This is a genomic window from Paucibacter sp. JuS9 (assembly GCF_044043925.2).
Classification (GTDB): Bacteria; Pseudomonadota; Gammaproteobacteria; order Burkholderiales; family Burkholderiaceae_C; genus JAUASW01.
Genome location: NZ_CP194172.1, coordinates 137,729 through 152,501 on the forward strand (window position 1 = coordinate 137,729; position 14,773 = coordinate 152,501).

Here is a 14,773-nt window from a genome sequence, read left to right on the forward strand (position 1 = left end):
GCTGCGCGTCACGGTGCTGCCGGCATGTGTGTCATTCAGCCAGGCTGGGTTGCGGTGGCCGTTGTGCGGCGCGCGCCAGGATCCGGCCGCTGACCCAGGCGTTGCGGAATTCGTCCAGGTCGGCCAGCGCCGCATCGAGCCCGCGCACCAGGGCCACGCCCGAGGCACCGGCCGCGGCGCAATCGCGCGTCTGCGAGGCCGTGAGCACGCCGCCAATGGCGACCACCGGCCGGCCGGCCATCGACGACCACCAGGCCAGGTTGCCGGTGCCCTGCGGCTGCCAGGGCATGTCTTTGGTGGTGGTGGGCCACACCGGGCCGCAGGCGATATAGGCCGGCGCCAGGCCGCGCGCCCGCGCCAGCTCCCAAAGGCTGTGACTTGACAGACCCAGGGCCACGCCGCTGTCCAGCAGCCAGCCCTGCTCGTCCGGACGCAGCGCGGCCCAGTCTTCCTGGCCCAGGTGCAGGTGCCGGGCGCCCGAGAGCACGGCGATGCGCCAGTGGTCGTTGATCCAGAGCCGCGTGTTGCTGCCCTCCACGGCCTGCAAGGCGGCCTTGATCTCTGCGGACAAGGCCTCTTCGCCGGCCGGATGCTTGATGCGCAACTGCACTTGCGGCAGGCCGATGGCGGCCAGCTGGCCCACGCGCTGGGCGCTCTCGCACAGGGCATAGAGCCCGAGCTCGGCCGGCTCGCTCGGCTGGCGCAGCACATGCGTCCAGCGCGCCGCAGCCATGGGGTCGAGTTCAGGGCCGAAGCTCATCACGGGCATGGCGGCGGGGTCCAGCACGAAGGCCGGTCGGGCGCGTACCGGGCCGGCGCCGCGGCCGGCAGCATGGCCATCGCGCAGCGCGCACCAGGTCAGCATCTTGGCCAGCAGCACCGCATCAGGCAGCGCGAAGCCGCGAGCCAGCGCGGCCGCCGCGCCGGTGGCAAAGGTGCAGCCGGTGCCATGATGGTTTCGCGAGGGCAGGCGCGGGCTGGCCAGCCAGCCCGAGGCGAGCTCGCTGTCCAGGTAGTCCAGTGCCAGGTCCTTGCCCGCAGGCGTGCCCAGGTCGTCGCCCCCGGTGATGCAGACCGCGCGGGCGCCGGCCTGGCGCAGCTTGGCGGCCAGCTCGGGCACGCTGTGCGTGAGCGGCGGCAGCGCCAGCAGGCGCTCGGCCTCCTGCCGATTGGGTGTGATCAGGGTGGCCCGGGGCAGCAACTGCTCGCGCATGGCTTGCAGCACGGCCGCATTGGCAAAGCTCAAGCCCCCTGCGCTGGCTCCCAGCACCGGGTCAATGACCAGGGCCAGCGCGGGCGCGTCGCTGCGCAAGCGGTCCAGGGTGTCGGCGACCGCTTGCACCGCGGCGGCCGAACCCAGCAGGCCGGTCTTGATGGCAGCCGGCCACATGTCGGACGCCAAGGCCTCGATCTGGGCCTCGATCTGCGCCACCGGCAGCGGGCAGATGGCGCTGACGCCGAACGAGTTCTGCGCGGTCACAGCCGCGACCACCGGGCACAGATGCACGCCCATGGCCTTGGCAGCTCGGCTGTCGGCAGTGAGGCCGGCGCCGCCGCCGGAGTCGCTGCCTGCAATGCTCCAGATGATGGGCGGTTGAGCTTCCTTCTGCCAGGTCATCGCGCGGCCTCCCCGAGCAGGAAGGCATGGCCGCTCACCGGCGTAGAAGCCCTGGCGAAATCCTGCGGCGCCATCAGGCCGGCGCGGAATGCGGCGCGACCTGCGCGCACCGCCTCTGCAAAGGCGCCCGCCATTGCTGCAGGATTTCGGGCCTGAGAAACGGCTGAATTCAGGAGCACGGCATCGAAGCCAAGCTCCAGCGCCTGTGCGGCTTGCGAAGGAGCGCCGAGGCCGGCGTCGATGATGAGGGTTGCTTCGGGCAGCCGCTCGCGCAGCGTGCGCAGGCCCGGCAAATTCAAGAGGCCCTGGCCCGAGCCGATCGGCGCGCCCCAGGGCATCAGCACGGCGCAGCCCGCGTCGAGCAGGCGCCGGCACAGCACGAGGTCTTCGGTGCAATAGGGCAGAACCGTGAAGCCCAGGTTCACCAGGCTGCGCGCTGCTTCCAGCAACTCGAAGGGGTCGGGCTGCAGGGTGTGGGCATCGCCGATGACCTCGAGCTTTACCCAGGCCGTGCCATAGAGCTCGCGCGCCATGCAGGCCAGTTGCACCGCCTCGCGGGCCGTGTGACAGCCGGCGGTATTGGGCAGGAGGTGCGCGCCCCGGGCCCGGGCGGTTTGCAGGGCGAGCTCGACAAAGCCGTTGTCGCCGCTTTGCACGGTGCGCTTGAGGCCCAGTGTCAGCAACTGGCTGCCCGAAGCCTCGATCGCCTCGCTCAGGAGGGCCGGGCTCGGGTAGCCGGCGGTGCCGAGCAGCAGGCGGCTGTCCAGCGTGACGCCGGCGATGGTCAGGGGGTCTTTGAAGGCCATGCTCAGCCTCCGACGATGGGTTTGAAGAGCAGCACCTGGTCGCCGTTCTTCAGGACCGTGTGATGGCGAGCAGCGCGCGGGATGAATTCCCCGTTGCGCGCCGTGGCCACGGCCGTGGGCGCGCGGCCCAGATGCTCGATCAAACCGGCCAATGTGGTGCCGGCGCCCAGGCGCAGCCGCGCCTCATCGAGACGAATCTCGATGTGCAGTTCCTTGCTCGTGCTCACTCTTTCTCCTCCAAGGTGCCGAGCCCGCTTCTCATGAGCAGCTCTTGCACCAGCGCCGGTCCCATCAGGAATCCGTGGCGATACAGGCCGTTGATACTCAACTGGCCAGGCGCAAACTGTACCTCGGGACGATGATCGGGCAGCGCCGGCCTCAGGTTGACATCCAGTTTGGCGATGCGCGCCTCGGCCAGCGAGGGCATCAGGCTGTGGGCCGCAGCCATCAGCTCCACCGCCGTGCGCAAGCTCACGGGGCTCAAGTCTTCGCTCTCGATTTCGCTGGCGCCCAGCACCAGGGTGGCCTCGTCGCGCGGCACGAGATAGAGCCGATGCCGCGGATGCAGGAGCCGCAGCGGGCGTCGCAAGCCGTGGCCGGCGAGGCTCAGGGTCAGGATCTCGCCTCGAACGCCGCGCAAGGGCAGGGCGGGCCGCGCACCGAGGCCGCGGCAATCGATGGCCCAGTCGGCCTCGATCTCGTGACCATCGGCCAGCAGCAGGCGGTGCGGCAGTACTTTTCCAACCGGCTGATTCCAGTGCCAGTTCGCCGCCGCAGCGCCCTGGTGCAGTGCCGCCATGGCGGCGGGTGGGTCGATGAAGCCCTCACCCTCCAGCTTCCAGGCCAGCAGGCCCGGTGCCAAGGCCGGCTCGAGGTCACGCAGGGCAGTCTCTTCCAGCGCCACCGCGCCGACCATATGCTGCAAGACCCGCCGTGCCGCGCCGAGATCACCCCGGTGTGCCAGCAGCAAGCTGCCTTCGCGCCGCAAGTGCACCTGCACAGGCAAGCGCGCGCAGATGCGCGGCCACAGCTGCAGCGAGCGCCAGCCGGCTGCCACCATGGACGTATCGGCACCGCTGTCCTGCTCTGCCAGCGGGCTCAGCAGACCCGCGGCGCTGAATGCCGCGGCGCGCTGCGGCCCCTCAGGCGCAGGCCCGGACGAGGCATCAAAGACCTCGACCTGATGGCCGGCGCGCACCAGCGCCCATGAAAACAGGCGCCCGACCAGGCCGGCGCCGGCGATGGCGATGCGGGCCATCAGGCGCTCGCGCTGACGGTGATTGGGATGTAGAGCTCGCTGCCCTGGGCGCGGAACTCGGCGCTCTTCTGCGCCATGCCTTCGACCGTGCTTCTGGCGATGCTTTGGCTGTACTCGCGCACCTCCTGCGTGATCTTCATCGAGCAGAACTTCGGCCCGCACATGGAGCAGAAATGCGCAAGCTTGGCGCTGTCCTTGGGCAGGGTCTCATCATGGAAGGCGCGCGCGGTGTCGGGGTCGAGGGCTAGGTTGAACTGGTCTTCCCAGCGGAACTCGAAGCGAGCCTTGGAGAGCGCGTCGTCGCGGGCCCGCGCGCCGGGGTGGCCCTTGGCCAGATCGGCCGCGTGGGCGGCAATTCTGTAGGCCATCAAGCCCTGTTTCACATCGTCGCGGTCCGGCAGGCCCAGGTGTTCCTTGGGCGTGACGTAGCAAAGCATGGCGCAGCCGAACCAGCCGATCATGGCCGCACCGATGCCGCTGGTGATGTGGTCGTAGCCGGGCGCGATGTCGGTGGTCAGCGGGCCCAACGTGTAGAAGGGCGCCTCGTCGCAATGCTTGAGCTGCTCGTCCATGTTCGCCTGGATCAGGTGCATGGGCACATGGCCGGGGCCTTCGACCATGGTCTGCACCTCGTGCTTCCACGCAATCCGGGTCAGCTCTCCCAGCGTGCGCAGCTCGGCGAACTGGGCCTCGTCGTTGGCATCGGCCAGCGAGCCCGGGCGCAGGCCGTCGCCCAGCGAGAAGCTGATGTCATAGGCCTGCATGATTTCGCAGATCTCCTCGAAGTGCGTGAGCAGGAAGTTCTCGCGGTGATGGGCGATGCACCACTTGGCCATGATGGAACCGCCGCGCGAGACGATGCCGGTGCGGCGGCGCGCGGTCAGCGGCACATGGGCCAGGCGCAGGCCGGCATGGATGGTGAAATAGTCCACGCCTTGCTCGGCCTGCTCGATCAGGGTGTCACGGAAGATCGTCCAGTTCAGTTCCTCGGCCACGCCGCCGACCTTCTCCAGCGCCTGGTAGATCGGCACGGTGCCGATGGGCACGGAGGCGTTGCGCAGTATCCAGTCGCGCGTGGTGTGGATGTTCTTGCCGGTGCTGAGGTCCATCACCGTGTCTGCGCCCCAGCGCGTGGCCCAGACCAGCTTCTCCACCTCTTCCTCGATGCTGGAACCCAGCGCCGAGTTGCCGATGTTGGCGTTCACCTTGACCAGGAAGTTGCGGCCTATGGCCATGGGTTCCAGCTCGGGGTGATTGATGTTGGCCGGGATGATGGCGCGGCCGCGGGCGATCTCGTCGCGCACGAACTCAGGCGTGATGAGGGCGGGAATCGAGGCACCGCGCGAGTCACCGCGCAGGCGCATCTCGCGCTCGGTGTCCTGTTCATATTCGCGCATCCATTCGAGCCTCTGGTTCTCGCGGATCGCGACGAACTCCATCTCAGCGGTGATGATGCCGCGCCGCGCGTAGTGCATCTGGCTCACGTTCCTGCCGCTGACGGCGCGACGCGGCTGGCGCTGCAGCGCATCGGTGCCGGCGCGCAGGGCCTGCTGCTGCGAGGCCTCGCGCAGACCATCGTCCTGCAGGGCGATGCACCGGCCTTGGTAGGTCTCGGTGTCGCCACGCGCCGCCACCCAGGCGGCACGCGGTGCGGGCAGGCCGCGGCGCACGTCGATGTCGACCGCAGGGTCCGTGTAGGGGCCGGAGGCGTCGTAGACGCAGATCTGTTCGCCGTTCGTCAGCGATATTCTCCGCTGCGGCACGCGCAGCGCGGGGAAGCGCTGGCCCTGCAGCCAGGTCTTGGTCGATGCGGGCAGCGGCGTGCGGCTGCGCTGCAGCAGCTCGGCGAATGTGGGCTTGTCGCTCATGGCGTCTCCGGAGGTCTTTGTTGGACTCCGGAGGTCTGCCCTGGGCTGGCCTTTATGGCGTTAGGGCTGGTGACGACCCACCGGCGGCAGGGGGCCGCAGGTGACAGGGTCGGTCAAGCTCTTCTTACGCCGGTACTGGCCGGATCAAGTTCAGCGGGTCCGTGGCTTTGGCCACATCTCAGCCCGACGCTGTCGACTTGACAGCAGGGCCCCCCGGAGCGAGCGGCGAGTATAGCCACGCAGTCCGCGCAGGACTTCACGCTCGCAAAGCACGGCTCCGCAAAAACCCGCAAGCAGGGGATGGCAGGCCTGGTTAGATTGCTGGCGCAAGGCATCGCCACAAGCGGTGCTGCCCATCAGAAGAGGAGGGTTGCCATGAAGAGCTGCATTCGTTGGGGGACGGGACTGGGCCTGGCTTTGGCCTTGTGTGGCCCCGCGCTGGCACAGAACGCAACACCGGTTGTCGTCGGCAATACGCCCAAGCCGGTGCTAACGCCAGAAGAGCGCGCCAAGCGCGACGCCGACAAGGTCTTCCACTGGATACGGATGAGTGCCGACAAGGCGCCCGCGAAACCGGTTGCGGCAGCGGCGCCCAAGCCTGCCGCGAAGGTGGTAGCGGCTGCAGCACCCAAGCCGGCCGGCAAGCCTGTGGCTGCGGCCGAAGCGGCCGCTGAACCTGCTCCGCAAGGCTTCTCGCTCGTGGCTGCCTCTGACAATTCCACCGTCACGTCGCGTGAGATCGAGCCGCCAGCCCAGGTCGCGCTGGCCGCGCCGCGTTCGGAGCCGGCACCGGCACCGGCACCCGCGGCCGCAACCGCAACCGCAACCGCGACCGCAACGGAAGCGGCCGCCCCCGTGGAGCCTGAGCTGCGCCTCCTGCATCGCGTGGCGCCGGAGTTCCCGCGTCAGCTGGTGAACATGGTCAGCTCTGGAACCGTGCTGGTGCGCTTCACGGTCCAGCCAGACGGCTCGGTGCGCAATGCCGAAGCCTTGAAGACCTCGCATCGCAAGATGTCGGTGGCGGCGCTGGAGGCAGTGAATCAGTGGCGCTTCGCGCCGGTTGCCCATGCCCGTGAGGCGACGGTGGAGATCGGCTTCAGCACCGGCGAATAGGCGGCGAATAGGCGGGGTTCAGGAGCCGAACCTTCAGTCAGGCTGCTCTGGCCGGCGGGACCACCGGAGCGCTGCAACCAGACAGCGCCGTGGCCATCGCCTCGATGAACAGCCGCGAGCGCAAGGGCATCAGCCGGCGCTCGGGAAAGACTGCCCAGCAGTCCGCGGGCGCCAGGCACCAGTCCGGCAGGATGCGCACCAGCTGGCCGGCGCTGACTGCGTGCCGCGCGTAGTGGTCGCCGACCGCGGTGATGCCAACGCCGGCAACCGCAAACTTGAGCAGCATGTCGGGCGCGTTCACCAGCGTTCGCTGTGTCGGCACGCTTCGCCATTGCTCCTGCACCGGCTCGCCGCGCCGCAGCTCCCAGGGCATCGCTTCGCCGTGGCGGTTCAGGATCATCAGGCCGTGCATGCTCTCCAGCGCCTCGGGCCGCAGCGGCTCGCCGTTGCGGCGCAGATAGTCGGGCGAGGCATAGAGGCCGTTGGTCATCGTTGCCAGCCGTCGCGCGGCGAGCTGACTGTCTTCACCCAGGGCGCCCATGCGCACGGCGATGTCGAAGCCCTCGGCAATCAGGTCTACACGGCGCGGCGAGAGGTCGAGCTCCAGCTGCACCTCCGGATAGTCCAGCGTGAACCGGGTCAGCATCTCGGAGAGCGCCTGCAGCGCGAAGTCCGCCGGCATGCTCACGCGCAGCCGGCCTGTGGGCTTTTGCTGGCGATGCAGGGCCAGGGCCAGTGCCTGGTCCACCTCGGCGGCCAGGGCGCGCGCATGTTCCAGCACGCCTTGCCCGAACTCGGTCAGCACCAGGCGCCGGGTGCTGCGCTGCAGCAGCTTTTCGCCCAGGCGCTGCTCCAGCGCGGCAATGCGGCGCGAAACGGTGGATTTGGGCAGGCTCAGGCGCTCGGCAGCGCGGCTGAAGCTGCCGGCTTCCATCACACGGGCAAACATCAAGAGGTCATCGGCATCGAGGCTCATTGTTCTACCTGTGGAACAGTCAAGTGCAATTTGGCGTCTTCTGTGCCGTCAATGTTCCCAATAAAGTGACTCCATCGTCAAGCAACACGACGAATCAACCCCACAAGGAGCTCACCATGAACATTCTGCAAATCAACTCCAGCGCCCGCCGAGTTCAAGACGGTCAGGGCTCCTGGTCCACCCGTCTGGCCGACGAAATCACCGCCGCCCTGCGGGCCTCGAACAGCCACGGTTCGCTGACCGTGCATGAACTGGCCGCCACGCCCCTGCCCCCGATGGACGAGGCCGCCCTGGGCGCCCTGTTCACGCCGGCCGACGCCCGCAGCCCCGAGCAGCAGGCCCGCGTGGCCCTGAACGACGCGCTGATCGCCGAAGTGCAGGCCGCCGACGCCATCGTGATTGGCGCTCCCATGATCAATTTCGGCGTCAGCTCGCAACTGAAGAACTGGATCGATGCGATTGCCCGCGCCGGCGTCACCTTCAGCTATACCGCGACCGGCCCTGTCGGCCTCCTGAAGAACAAGAAGGTCTATGTGGTGTCGACCCGAGGCGGCGTGCACCGTGACCTGCCGACCGACGGCGTGACGCCTTATCTGCGCACCGTGCTGGCCTTCCTGGGCCTGACGGACGTGGAATTCGTCTTCGCCGAAGGCCTGAACATGGGCCCCGAAGCCGAGGCCGCCGGCATCGCCAGCGCGCGTGCGCAGATCGCCGCACTCACTGAAACCACTACGGTCTAATCAACGGAACGACTCAAGAAGGAGATTCATCATGTCTGCAACCGTCACCCGAGCCCGCCCCGTGGAGCGCCTGATCGCAGGCCAGCCCACCAGCGATGGCGCCGGTGTGAAGCTGACCCGTGTGCTCACGAATCAACTGCAGCGCCGGCTGGATCCCTTCTTGATGCTCGATGCCTTTGGCTCGGACAAGGCCGACGACTACATCGCCGGCTTCCCCGACCATCCGCACCGCGGCTTCGAGACCATCACCTACATGCTGGAAGGCCGCATGCGCCACCGCGACTCGGCCGGTAACGAAGGCTTGCTGGGCCCGGGCGGCGTGCAGTGGATGACGGCCGGCCGTGGCGTGATCCATTCCGAGCTGCCCGAGCAGCAGGAAGGCCGCATGGAAGGCTTCCAGCTCTGGCTGAACCTGCCCGGCCGGGACAAGATGCGTGACCCCTGGTATCGCGACATTCCGACCGCCGAGATTCCTGAGCTTCGCGCCGATGAGGGCGTGCAGGTGCGCGTGATCGCGGGCGAGAGCCACGGCCTGGCCGGCGCGGTGCAACGCGACCACACCGAGCCGCTCTACCTGGACCTGCACCTGCCCGCGGGCGCCCGCTTTGAGCAGGCGCTGCCGGCCACGCACAATGCCTTTGTCTACGTGTACCGGGGCGGCCTGAAGATCGGCGAGGTGAACGTGCCGCAGCAGCGCATGGCAATCCTGGCCAATGTGGCGGGCAGCGACGGCATCGTGGTGAAGGCGGGTGAGGAGCCGACCCGCGCGATCCTGATTGCCGGCAAGCCCTTGAACGAGCCGATTGCGCAGTACGGCCCCTTCGTGATGAACACGCAGGCCGAGCTGATGCAGGCGGTGCGTGACTTCCAGGAAGGCCGGCTGGCCTGACCCGCCAGGCGCGGCGGATTCAGCCGCCGCGCAGGCGCAGGGCGCTGGCGTCGGGTGCGATCAGCCGGTCGCCGTCGTAGCCGCGCACTTCGCCAAAGGGGCCGACGCCGGTGTTCCATCCATCGGCCCATTGGCGCATTTCCTCGTTGCTGCGACCGACGAAGTTCCACCACAGCAGCACCGGCTCATCCAGCGGCTCACCGCCCAGCAGCAAGACGCGTGCGGCGCCCTCGCTGCGCAGCAGCAACTGGCTCCCGCCCGGTGGCACATAGAGCAGGCGGCCAGGCTCCAGCCATTCTTGCTGGCCGTCGATCTGTACCTCCAGCCGGCCCTCCAGCACCATCAGGCCATGCTCGAAGCCGCGCTGCAGTGGCAACTGCAGGCGCGCCGCCGCCTTGCAGGCCAGGTCGATGCCCAGCAAGGGCGTGTGGGTGGGTACGGGCGACTGATGGTGGCCTTCCTTCGCGCTGTCGCAATGGCCGACCAGCAGGGTCAGGTGGAAGCCGCCTTCGCTCCACTGCGGCAGGCGCGGGAAATGCTCGAAGGCCGGCGCGCAGTGCCGCACGGCATCGGGCAGTGCGATCCAGAGCTGGGCCAGCTGCAGCCGGGGCGACAGCGATTCTTCCGAGTGGCAGATGCCGCGTCCGGCCGTCATCAGGTTGACCTGGCCGGGCCGCAGAATCTGCTCGTGCCCCAAGCTGTCGCGATGCAGGATCTCGCCCTCGATCAGCCAGCTGAAGGTCTGCAGGCCGGTGTGCGGATGCGGGCCGACCCGCATCGGCGCCTGAAGATCGGCCGGCCCGGCATGGTCGAGAAAGCACCAGGCGCCGACACGGCGCCGCGCGGCGGTTGGCAGGGCCCGCCGGATCGGCAGGCCGCCGACATTGCCCATGTGGGCATCGAGCAGTTCGAGCTGGGCCATGTCAGCCTCCCTTGTTGCGCTGCACATGCGCCGCAAAGCCCTTGAGGAAACCGCGCATCTGTTCGCGCAGCGCTTCGTCGGTCAACTGCCCCTGGGCGTCGACCAGGTTCTGCGCTCGTGACACCAGCAAGCGGCCGCCCATCCAGAAGTCCACCGCAAAGGCGCGCATCACGCTGAGCAGGGCATCCTGCGACTGGATGGTGCCGAAGCCGCCCTGGCTGGCGCCCATCATGGCCACGGGCTTGCCGGCAAAGAACTTGCCCTCAGCCGGCGGGCGCGAAAGCCAGTCCAGGCCGTTCTTCAAGACGCCGGGGATGGAGTTGTTGTACTCGGGCGTGCAGATCAGCAGGCCGTCCGCTGCCTTGATCGCTTCGCGCAGTGTCGTCACCGCTTCGGGCACGCCTTGCGCTTCCACATCGGCGTCGTAGAGTGGAATGCCATGCAGCGTGCGCACATCGAGCGTCACGCCCTCGGGGCAAAGCGTGGCTGCAGTGTGCAAGAGGGCCGTGTTGTAGGAGCCGGCGCGCAGGCTGCCGGACAGGGCGATCAGGTTCAGGCTCATGGCGGGCGATCCTCGTTCGAGCGGTGGGGCTTGCGCGATTATCGGCAGCTGCGCTGTGTTGGAATCACATATCGGAGCCGATTGGAAAACGCATGAAAAAACAAGTCTGCAGATCGCCCATGCTGGCCTTGCTGGCCGCCCTGAGCTGCACCGCCTTTGCCGCCGAAGCGCCTCAGCGACTGGACAAGCAGGGCGAGCACGCCTACCGGCTGCAACAGCCGCTGCAAGACTTCTACGACACCGCTTTCGTCTGGAGCGACGCTGGACGCGCCGAACCCAGCTTGCTAAACATGGACGAGCTGGCCCGGCGACTCGCTGGCTATGACGTGATCTTCTTCGGTGAGAGCCATCGCCATCCGGGCATTCATCTGCAGCAGCAGCGCCTGTTGCGTGCCCTGCATGCCCGGCATCCGGCCATGATTGTTTCGCTGGAGCAATTCGAGCGCGATGTGCAGCCAGTGCTGGATGGCTACCTGGCTGGCAAGCTGGGCGAGAACGCCTTGGTGGACGACGGCCGCGCCTGGGACAACTACCGCCCCTCCTACCGGCCGCTGGTGCAGTTCGCCAAGGAGCGCGGCCTGCCGGTGATAGCGGCTGAAGCACCAACCTGGGCGATCTCCTGCATCGGCCAGCAAGGCCTGGCGGTACTGGAGCGCTTCACGCCCGAAGAGCGCAGCTGGGTGGCTCGCGAGCTCGACACAGGCCCGGGCGCCTACCGCGACAAGTACATGAAGTTCCAGTCCGGCGCGGCCACTCATGGCGGCGGCGCTGCGATGTCAGAGGCAGCCAAGGCGCGTGCCGAGCGCAGCTTCGCGGCCCAGGTGGCGCGCGACGAAACCATGGCCGAAGCAATTGCCGAGGCTTTGCAGAAGAAGCCTGGCGCCAAGGTGCTGCACCTGAACGGCAACTTCCATTCCGCTGCCTTCCTGGGCACGGCCGAGCGGCTGCAGCGGCGCCTGCCCCAGCTGAAGATCGCCGTGATCGACCCGGTCGAGGTGACGGACCCCAAGCTGCCGTCCTTTGCCGGTGCGGCGCTGAAGGAGGGCACCGTGCTGCAGCTGGTCTATCCGAATCCGGAGTCTTTCGCACCGGGCGAGGACCAGAGCGCCTGGGTGCGCAAGGTCATGGCCAAACGGACGGCCAATGCCTGCAAGTACGCACCGGCATCCGCACCAGCTGCGGCGCCGAAGTCTTAAGCCGGCTTCCAGCGCTTCAACAAGAGCGCGTTGCTCACCACGCAAACGCTGGACAGCGCCATCGCACCACCGGCGATCACCGGATTCAGGAGGCCGAAGGCGGCCAACGGAATCCCGACCACGTTGTAGGCAAAGGCCCAGAACAGGTTCTGGTGGATCTTGCGGACGGTGGCGCGCGAGAGCGCAATCGCCTGGGGCACCAGGGCCGGGTCGCCGCGCATCAGGGTGATGCCAGCCACCTGCATGGCCACGTCGGTGCCGGTGGCCATGGCCATGCCTACGTCTGCGGCAGCAAGGGCGGGCGCGTCGTTGATGCCGTCGCCGACCATCGCGACCCGGCGCGAGCCGCCGGCCTTCAGCTCAGCCACGATGCGCGCCTTGTCTTCGGGCAGCACCTCGGCGCGCACTTCCTGCAGGCCGAGCTGCGCTGCCACCGCCTCTGCTGCGGCCAGGTTGTCGCCGCTGAGCATGACGGTGTGGACGCCTTGCGATTTCAGATGGGCAAGCGCCGCCGCCGCACCGGGCTTGAGCGTGTCGGCAAAGGACAGGCGGGCGAGCAACCGGGCTTGCGGTGAAGTCGTCGCCAGCCACGAGTGCGTGGCGCCGTCAGCCGGGGCGGCATCGAGTGTCAGCCCCAGCTCCGCCATGTAGCGGGCGCTGCCCAGATGCAGGGTCAGGTCTTGCTCAGGCAGGTCGGCGGCCACGCCACGGCCCGGCACGGCGCGCAGGTTTCGCGTGGCAGGCAAGGCCTGTCCCTGGGCCGCATCCAGCACCGCACGGGCCAGCGGATGCTCGCTGCCAGCCTGCAGCGCCGCGGCCCAGCGCAGCAGTTGTTCCCGGTCTTCGCCAGCCACCGGCTCCAGGGCGAGGAGCGCCGGATGGCCGACCGTCAAGGTGCCGGTCTTGTCGAAAGCCACGGTGTCCAGATGCGCTGCCAGTTCAAGAGCCTCGGCGTCCTTGATCAGGATGCCATGCCGCGCTGCCACGCCGGTGCCGGCCATGATTGCGGTGGGCGTGGCCAGGCCCAGCGCACAGGGGCAGGCGATCACCAGCACGGCCACGGCATTGAGCAGGGCCTGCTGCCAGTCGCCCGTGGCCAGGCCCCAGCCGACGAGCGCCAGCAAGGCCAGCGCAATCACTACCGGCACGAAGATGGCGCTGACCCGGTCCACCAGGCGCTGGATCGGGGCCTTGGCGGCCTGCGCCGATTCCACGAGGCGCACGATGCGAGAGAGCGTCGATTCGGCGCCGAGCGCGGTGGTGCGCAGCAAGAGCTGACCCTCACCATTGATCGCGCCGCCCACCACGCGGCTCTGCGCATGCTTGGCCACCGGCAAGCTCTCGCCGGTGATCAGCGACTCATCGACCTGGCTGTCGCCCTCCAGCACCAGGCCATCGACCGGGATGCGCTCACCGGGCCGCACCAGCACTTCATCGCCAAGGCGCAGCTTGCTGATCGGCAGCGTCTGCTCCTGGCCATCGCGCAGCACGCGCGCGGTTTCCGGGCGCAGGCTCTTCAGCGCGCGAATCGCCTCGGTGGTCTGGCGCTTGGCGCGGGCTTCCAGCCATTTGCCCAGGAGCACCAGGGTGATGACGACGGCGGCCGATTCGAAGTACAGGCTGTGATGCTCGCCGCCGAGCAGCAGGTAGAGGCTGAGGCCAAAGGCCGCGCTGGTGCCGAGTGCGACCAGCAGGTCCATATTGCCGCTGCCGGCGCGCAGCGCGGACCAGCCGGCCTTGTAGAAGCGGGCGCCCAGCCAGAACTGCACCGGCGTGGCCAGGGCGAGTTGCCACCAGCCGTCGATCATCCAGTGCACGCCCGCCAGCATGCCCAGCATCGGCAGCACGAGGGGTGCGCTCAGCAGCGCGGCTATCAGGACCGGCCAGCCGCTTGCCTGCCAATCCTGCTTGCGTACCACCGAGTCTTCATCGAGCCGCGCCTTGTAGCCGGCCTTGCTCACCGCCGCCAGCAACTGCGGTAGCGCCACGTCGGCCTGGGCCTGGACCGTGGCGGTTTCGGTGGCCAGATTGATGCTCGCGGCCTCGACGCCGGGCAGCTTCAACAAGGCACGCTCGACCCGGCCGACGCAGGAGGCGCATGTCATCCCCTCTATCGCCAGGGTCCATTGCTTCGGGTCAAGGCTGCTCATGGCGATCAGGATAAGCTGCGACTGATAGACCTGTCTTGAGGAGTGACAAATGGAATCGACCGTCGAGCAATTCAAGCTGCCGGACATGAGCTGTGGTCATTGCGTGGCCGCCATCACCGAGGCGCTGGGCGAGTTGGATGCGCAAGCGCGGTTGACGTTCGACCGCGAGGCCCGCGGCCTGCAGGTGCAGGGCAGCAGCAAGAGCCGCGCCGAGCTCGCGGCGGCGCTTGCCGAGGCAGGGTATCCGCCTGCGCCGGCCTGACACCGATCAGTGCAGCTTGCGCTTGTCGCCCTCGAACTGCTTGGGGCGGAACACGTTGTCGTCCCAGTCCCCTTCGGGCAGCGGATTGCTGGCCTTGACGCGGCGGATCAGCGAATCGGTTTCGGCGCGGGCCCGTCGAGCTTCGCGACGGCGGCCACGGAAATCAAGCAGCTTGTGCGCGCGGTCGCGCATCTCGCGCAGCCAGGCATCGAACCGTGCACGCCGCACCGGGCCCAGCATCATGTGCAGGGCCATCAGCAGGCAGACGATGAGGCCGAGGGCGGCGACTGGCTTGGGCAGCATGGTCGAGGTTAGGGGTTGACGGCCAAGTGTCGCGCATATGCGCGCAACCCGCACAGGGGATTTACGAGGTCTTTCTACAATGCGCCCTGCCCTGAACCGGGGCGGAAGGT

General features: G+C 68.2%; 15 protein-coding genes and 1 riboswitch. Of the genes, 5 read left to right on the forward strand and 10 right to left on the reverse strand.

The window, feature by feature from the left end; genetic code table 11:
* Positions 1–31 precede the first annotated feature (31 nt).
* From ABT392_RS00555 to thiC, 5 genes are read right to left on the reverse strand one after another with little or no spacing between them, the layout of a single operon-like run.
* Positions 32–1,618, reverse strand: a complete 1,587-nt coding sequence (locus tag ABT392_RS00555) for a bifunctional hydroxymethylpyrimidine kinase/phosphomethylpyrimidine kinase (RefSeq protein WP_334279234.1) — start codon at positions 1,616–1,618, stop codon at positions 32–34.
* Positions 1,615–2,424 (reverse strand): thiazole synthase, encoded by an 810-nt coding sequence (locus tag ABT392_RS00560; protein WP_395384396.1) that lies wholly within the window; start codon positions 2,422–2,424, stop codon positions 1,615–1,617. Before ABT392_RS00560 ends, ABT392_RS00555 begins: the two co-directional genes overlap by 4 nt.
* A 2-nt stretch (positions 2,425–2,426) precedes the next feature.
* On the reverse strand, positions 2,427–2,651 hold the full coding sequence (thiS, locus tag ABT392_RS00565) for a sulfur carrier protein ThiS (protein ID WP_334279232.1): 225 nt from the start codon (positions 2,649–2,651) through the stop codon (positions 2,427–2,429).
* On the reverse strand, positions 2,648–3,682 hold the full coding sequence (locus ABT392_RS00570) for an FAD-dependent oxidoreductase (protein ID WP_395384395.1): 1,035 nt from the start codon (positions 3,680–3,682) through the stop codon (positions 2,648–2,650). The genes thiS and ABT392_RS00570 overlap by 4 nt, the downstream gene beginning before the upstream one ends.
* Entirely contained in the window at positions 3,682–5,550 is a 1,869-nt protein-coding gene (thiC, locus tag ABT392_RS00575) for a phosphomethylpyrimidine synthase ThiC (protein WP_395384394.1), read from the reverse strand. The genes ABT392_RS00570 and thiC overlap by 1 nt, the downstream gene beginning before the upstream one ends.
* Positions 5,551–5,654: 104 nt before the next feature.
* Positions 5,655–5,776: riboswitch (TPP riboswitch) on the reverse strand.
* A 149-nt stretch (positions 5,777–5,925) separates the two neighbouring features.
* Here thiC and ABT392_RS00580 point away from each other — a divergent pair.
* A complete protein-coding gene (locus ABT392_RS00580; RefSeq protein WP_395384393.1) occupies positions 5,926–6,663 on the forward strand; it encodes an energy transducer TonB in 738 nt (245 codons plus the stop codon).
* Positions 6,664–6,700: 37 nt separating this feature from the next.
* Here ABT392_RS00580 and ABT392_RS00585 read toward each other — a convergent pair whose 3' ends face one another.
* Complete coding sequence (locus ABT392_RS00585) at positions 6,701–7,639, reverse strand: LysR family transcriptional regulator (protein WP_395384392.1); 939 nt, start codon at positions 7,637–7,639, stop codon at positions 6,701–6,703.
* Between the two features lie 116 nt (positions 7,640–7,755).
* Here ABT392_RS00585 and ABT392_RS00590 point away from each other — a divergent pair, with 116 nt between their 5' ends.
* Together ABT392_RS00590 and ABT392_RS00595 are read left to right on the forward strand one after the other, a co-directional pair.
* Positions 7,756–8,379 carry an FMN-dependent NADH-azoreductase gene (locus ABT392_RS00590; RefSeq protein ID WP_395384391.1) on the forward strand — a complete coding sequence of 208 codons (624 nt, stop codon included), beginning with the start codon at positions 7,756–7,758 and terminating at the stop codon, positions 8,377–8,379.
* A gap of 31 nt (positions 8,380–8,410) precedes the next feature.
* Positions 8,411–9,268, forward strand: a complete 858-nt coding sequence (locus ABT392_RS00595) for a pirin family protein (protein ID WP_395384390.1) — start codon at positions 8,411–8,413, stop codon at positions 9,266–9,268.
* Between the two features lie 19 nt (positions 9,269–9,287).
* On the opposite strand, the gene ABT392_RS00600 is transcribed toward ABT392_RS00595, so the two are convergent.
* Both ABT392_RS00600 and ABT392_RS00605 read right to left on the reverse strand, forming a co-directional pair.
* On the reverse strand, positions 9,288–10,190 hold the full coding sequence (locus ABT392_RS00600; protein ID WP_464970873.1) for a pirin family protein: 903 nt from the start codon (positions 10,188–10,190) through the stop codon (positions 9,288–9,290).
* 1 nt (position 10,191) lies between these two features.
* Positions 10,192–10,752, reverse strand: coding sequence for an NADPH-dependent FMN reductase (locus tag ABT392_RS00605; RefSeq protein ID WP_334279224.1), 561 nt, complete (start codon positions 10,750–10,752; stop codon positions 10,192–10,194).
* 92 nt (positions 10,753–10,844) lie between these two features.
* On the opposite strand from ABT392_RS00605, the gene ABT392_RS00610 reads away from it, so the two are divergent.
* Positions 10,845–11,948, forward strand: coding sequence for a ChaN family lipoprotein (locus ABT392_RS00610; protein WP_395384388.1), 1,104 nt, complete (start codon positions 10,845–10,847; stop codon positions 11,946–11,948).
* Here ABT392_RS00610 and ABT392_RS00615 read toward each other — a convergent pair.
* Positions 11,945–14,098: a heavy metal translocating P-type ATPase gene (locus ABT392_RS00615; protein WP_395384387.1), complete on the reverse strand. Its 2,154-nt coding sequence runs from the start codon at positions 14,096–14,098 to the stop codon at positions 11,945–11,947. The genes ABT392_RS00610 and ABT392_RS00615 overlap by 4 nt on opposite strands.
* Before the next feature lie 49 nt (positions 14,099–14,147).
* Between ABT392_RS00615 and ABT392_RS00620 the strand changes: the two genes are divergently transcribed.
* Positions 14,148–14,360, forward strand: coding sequence for a heavy-metal-associated domain-containing protein (locus ABT392_RS00620; protein WP_334279221.1), 213 nt, complete (start codon positions 14,148–14,150; stop codon positions 14,358–14,360).
* Positions 14,361–14,366: 6 nt separating this feature from the next.
* On the opposite strand, the gene ABT392_RS00625 is transcribed toward ABT392_RS00620, so the two are convergent.
* A complete protein-coding gene (locus ABT392_RS00625) occupies positions 14,367–14,663 on the reverse strand; it encodes a hypothetical protein (protein ID WP_334279220.1) in 297 nt (98 codons plus the stop codon).
* Positions 14,664–14,773 lie beyond the last annotated feature (110 nt).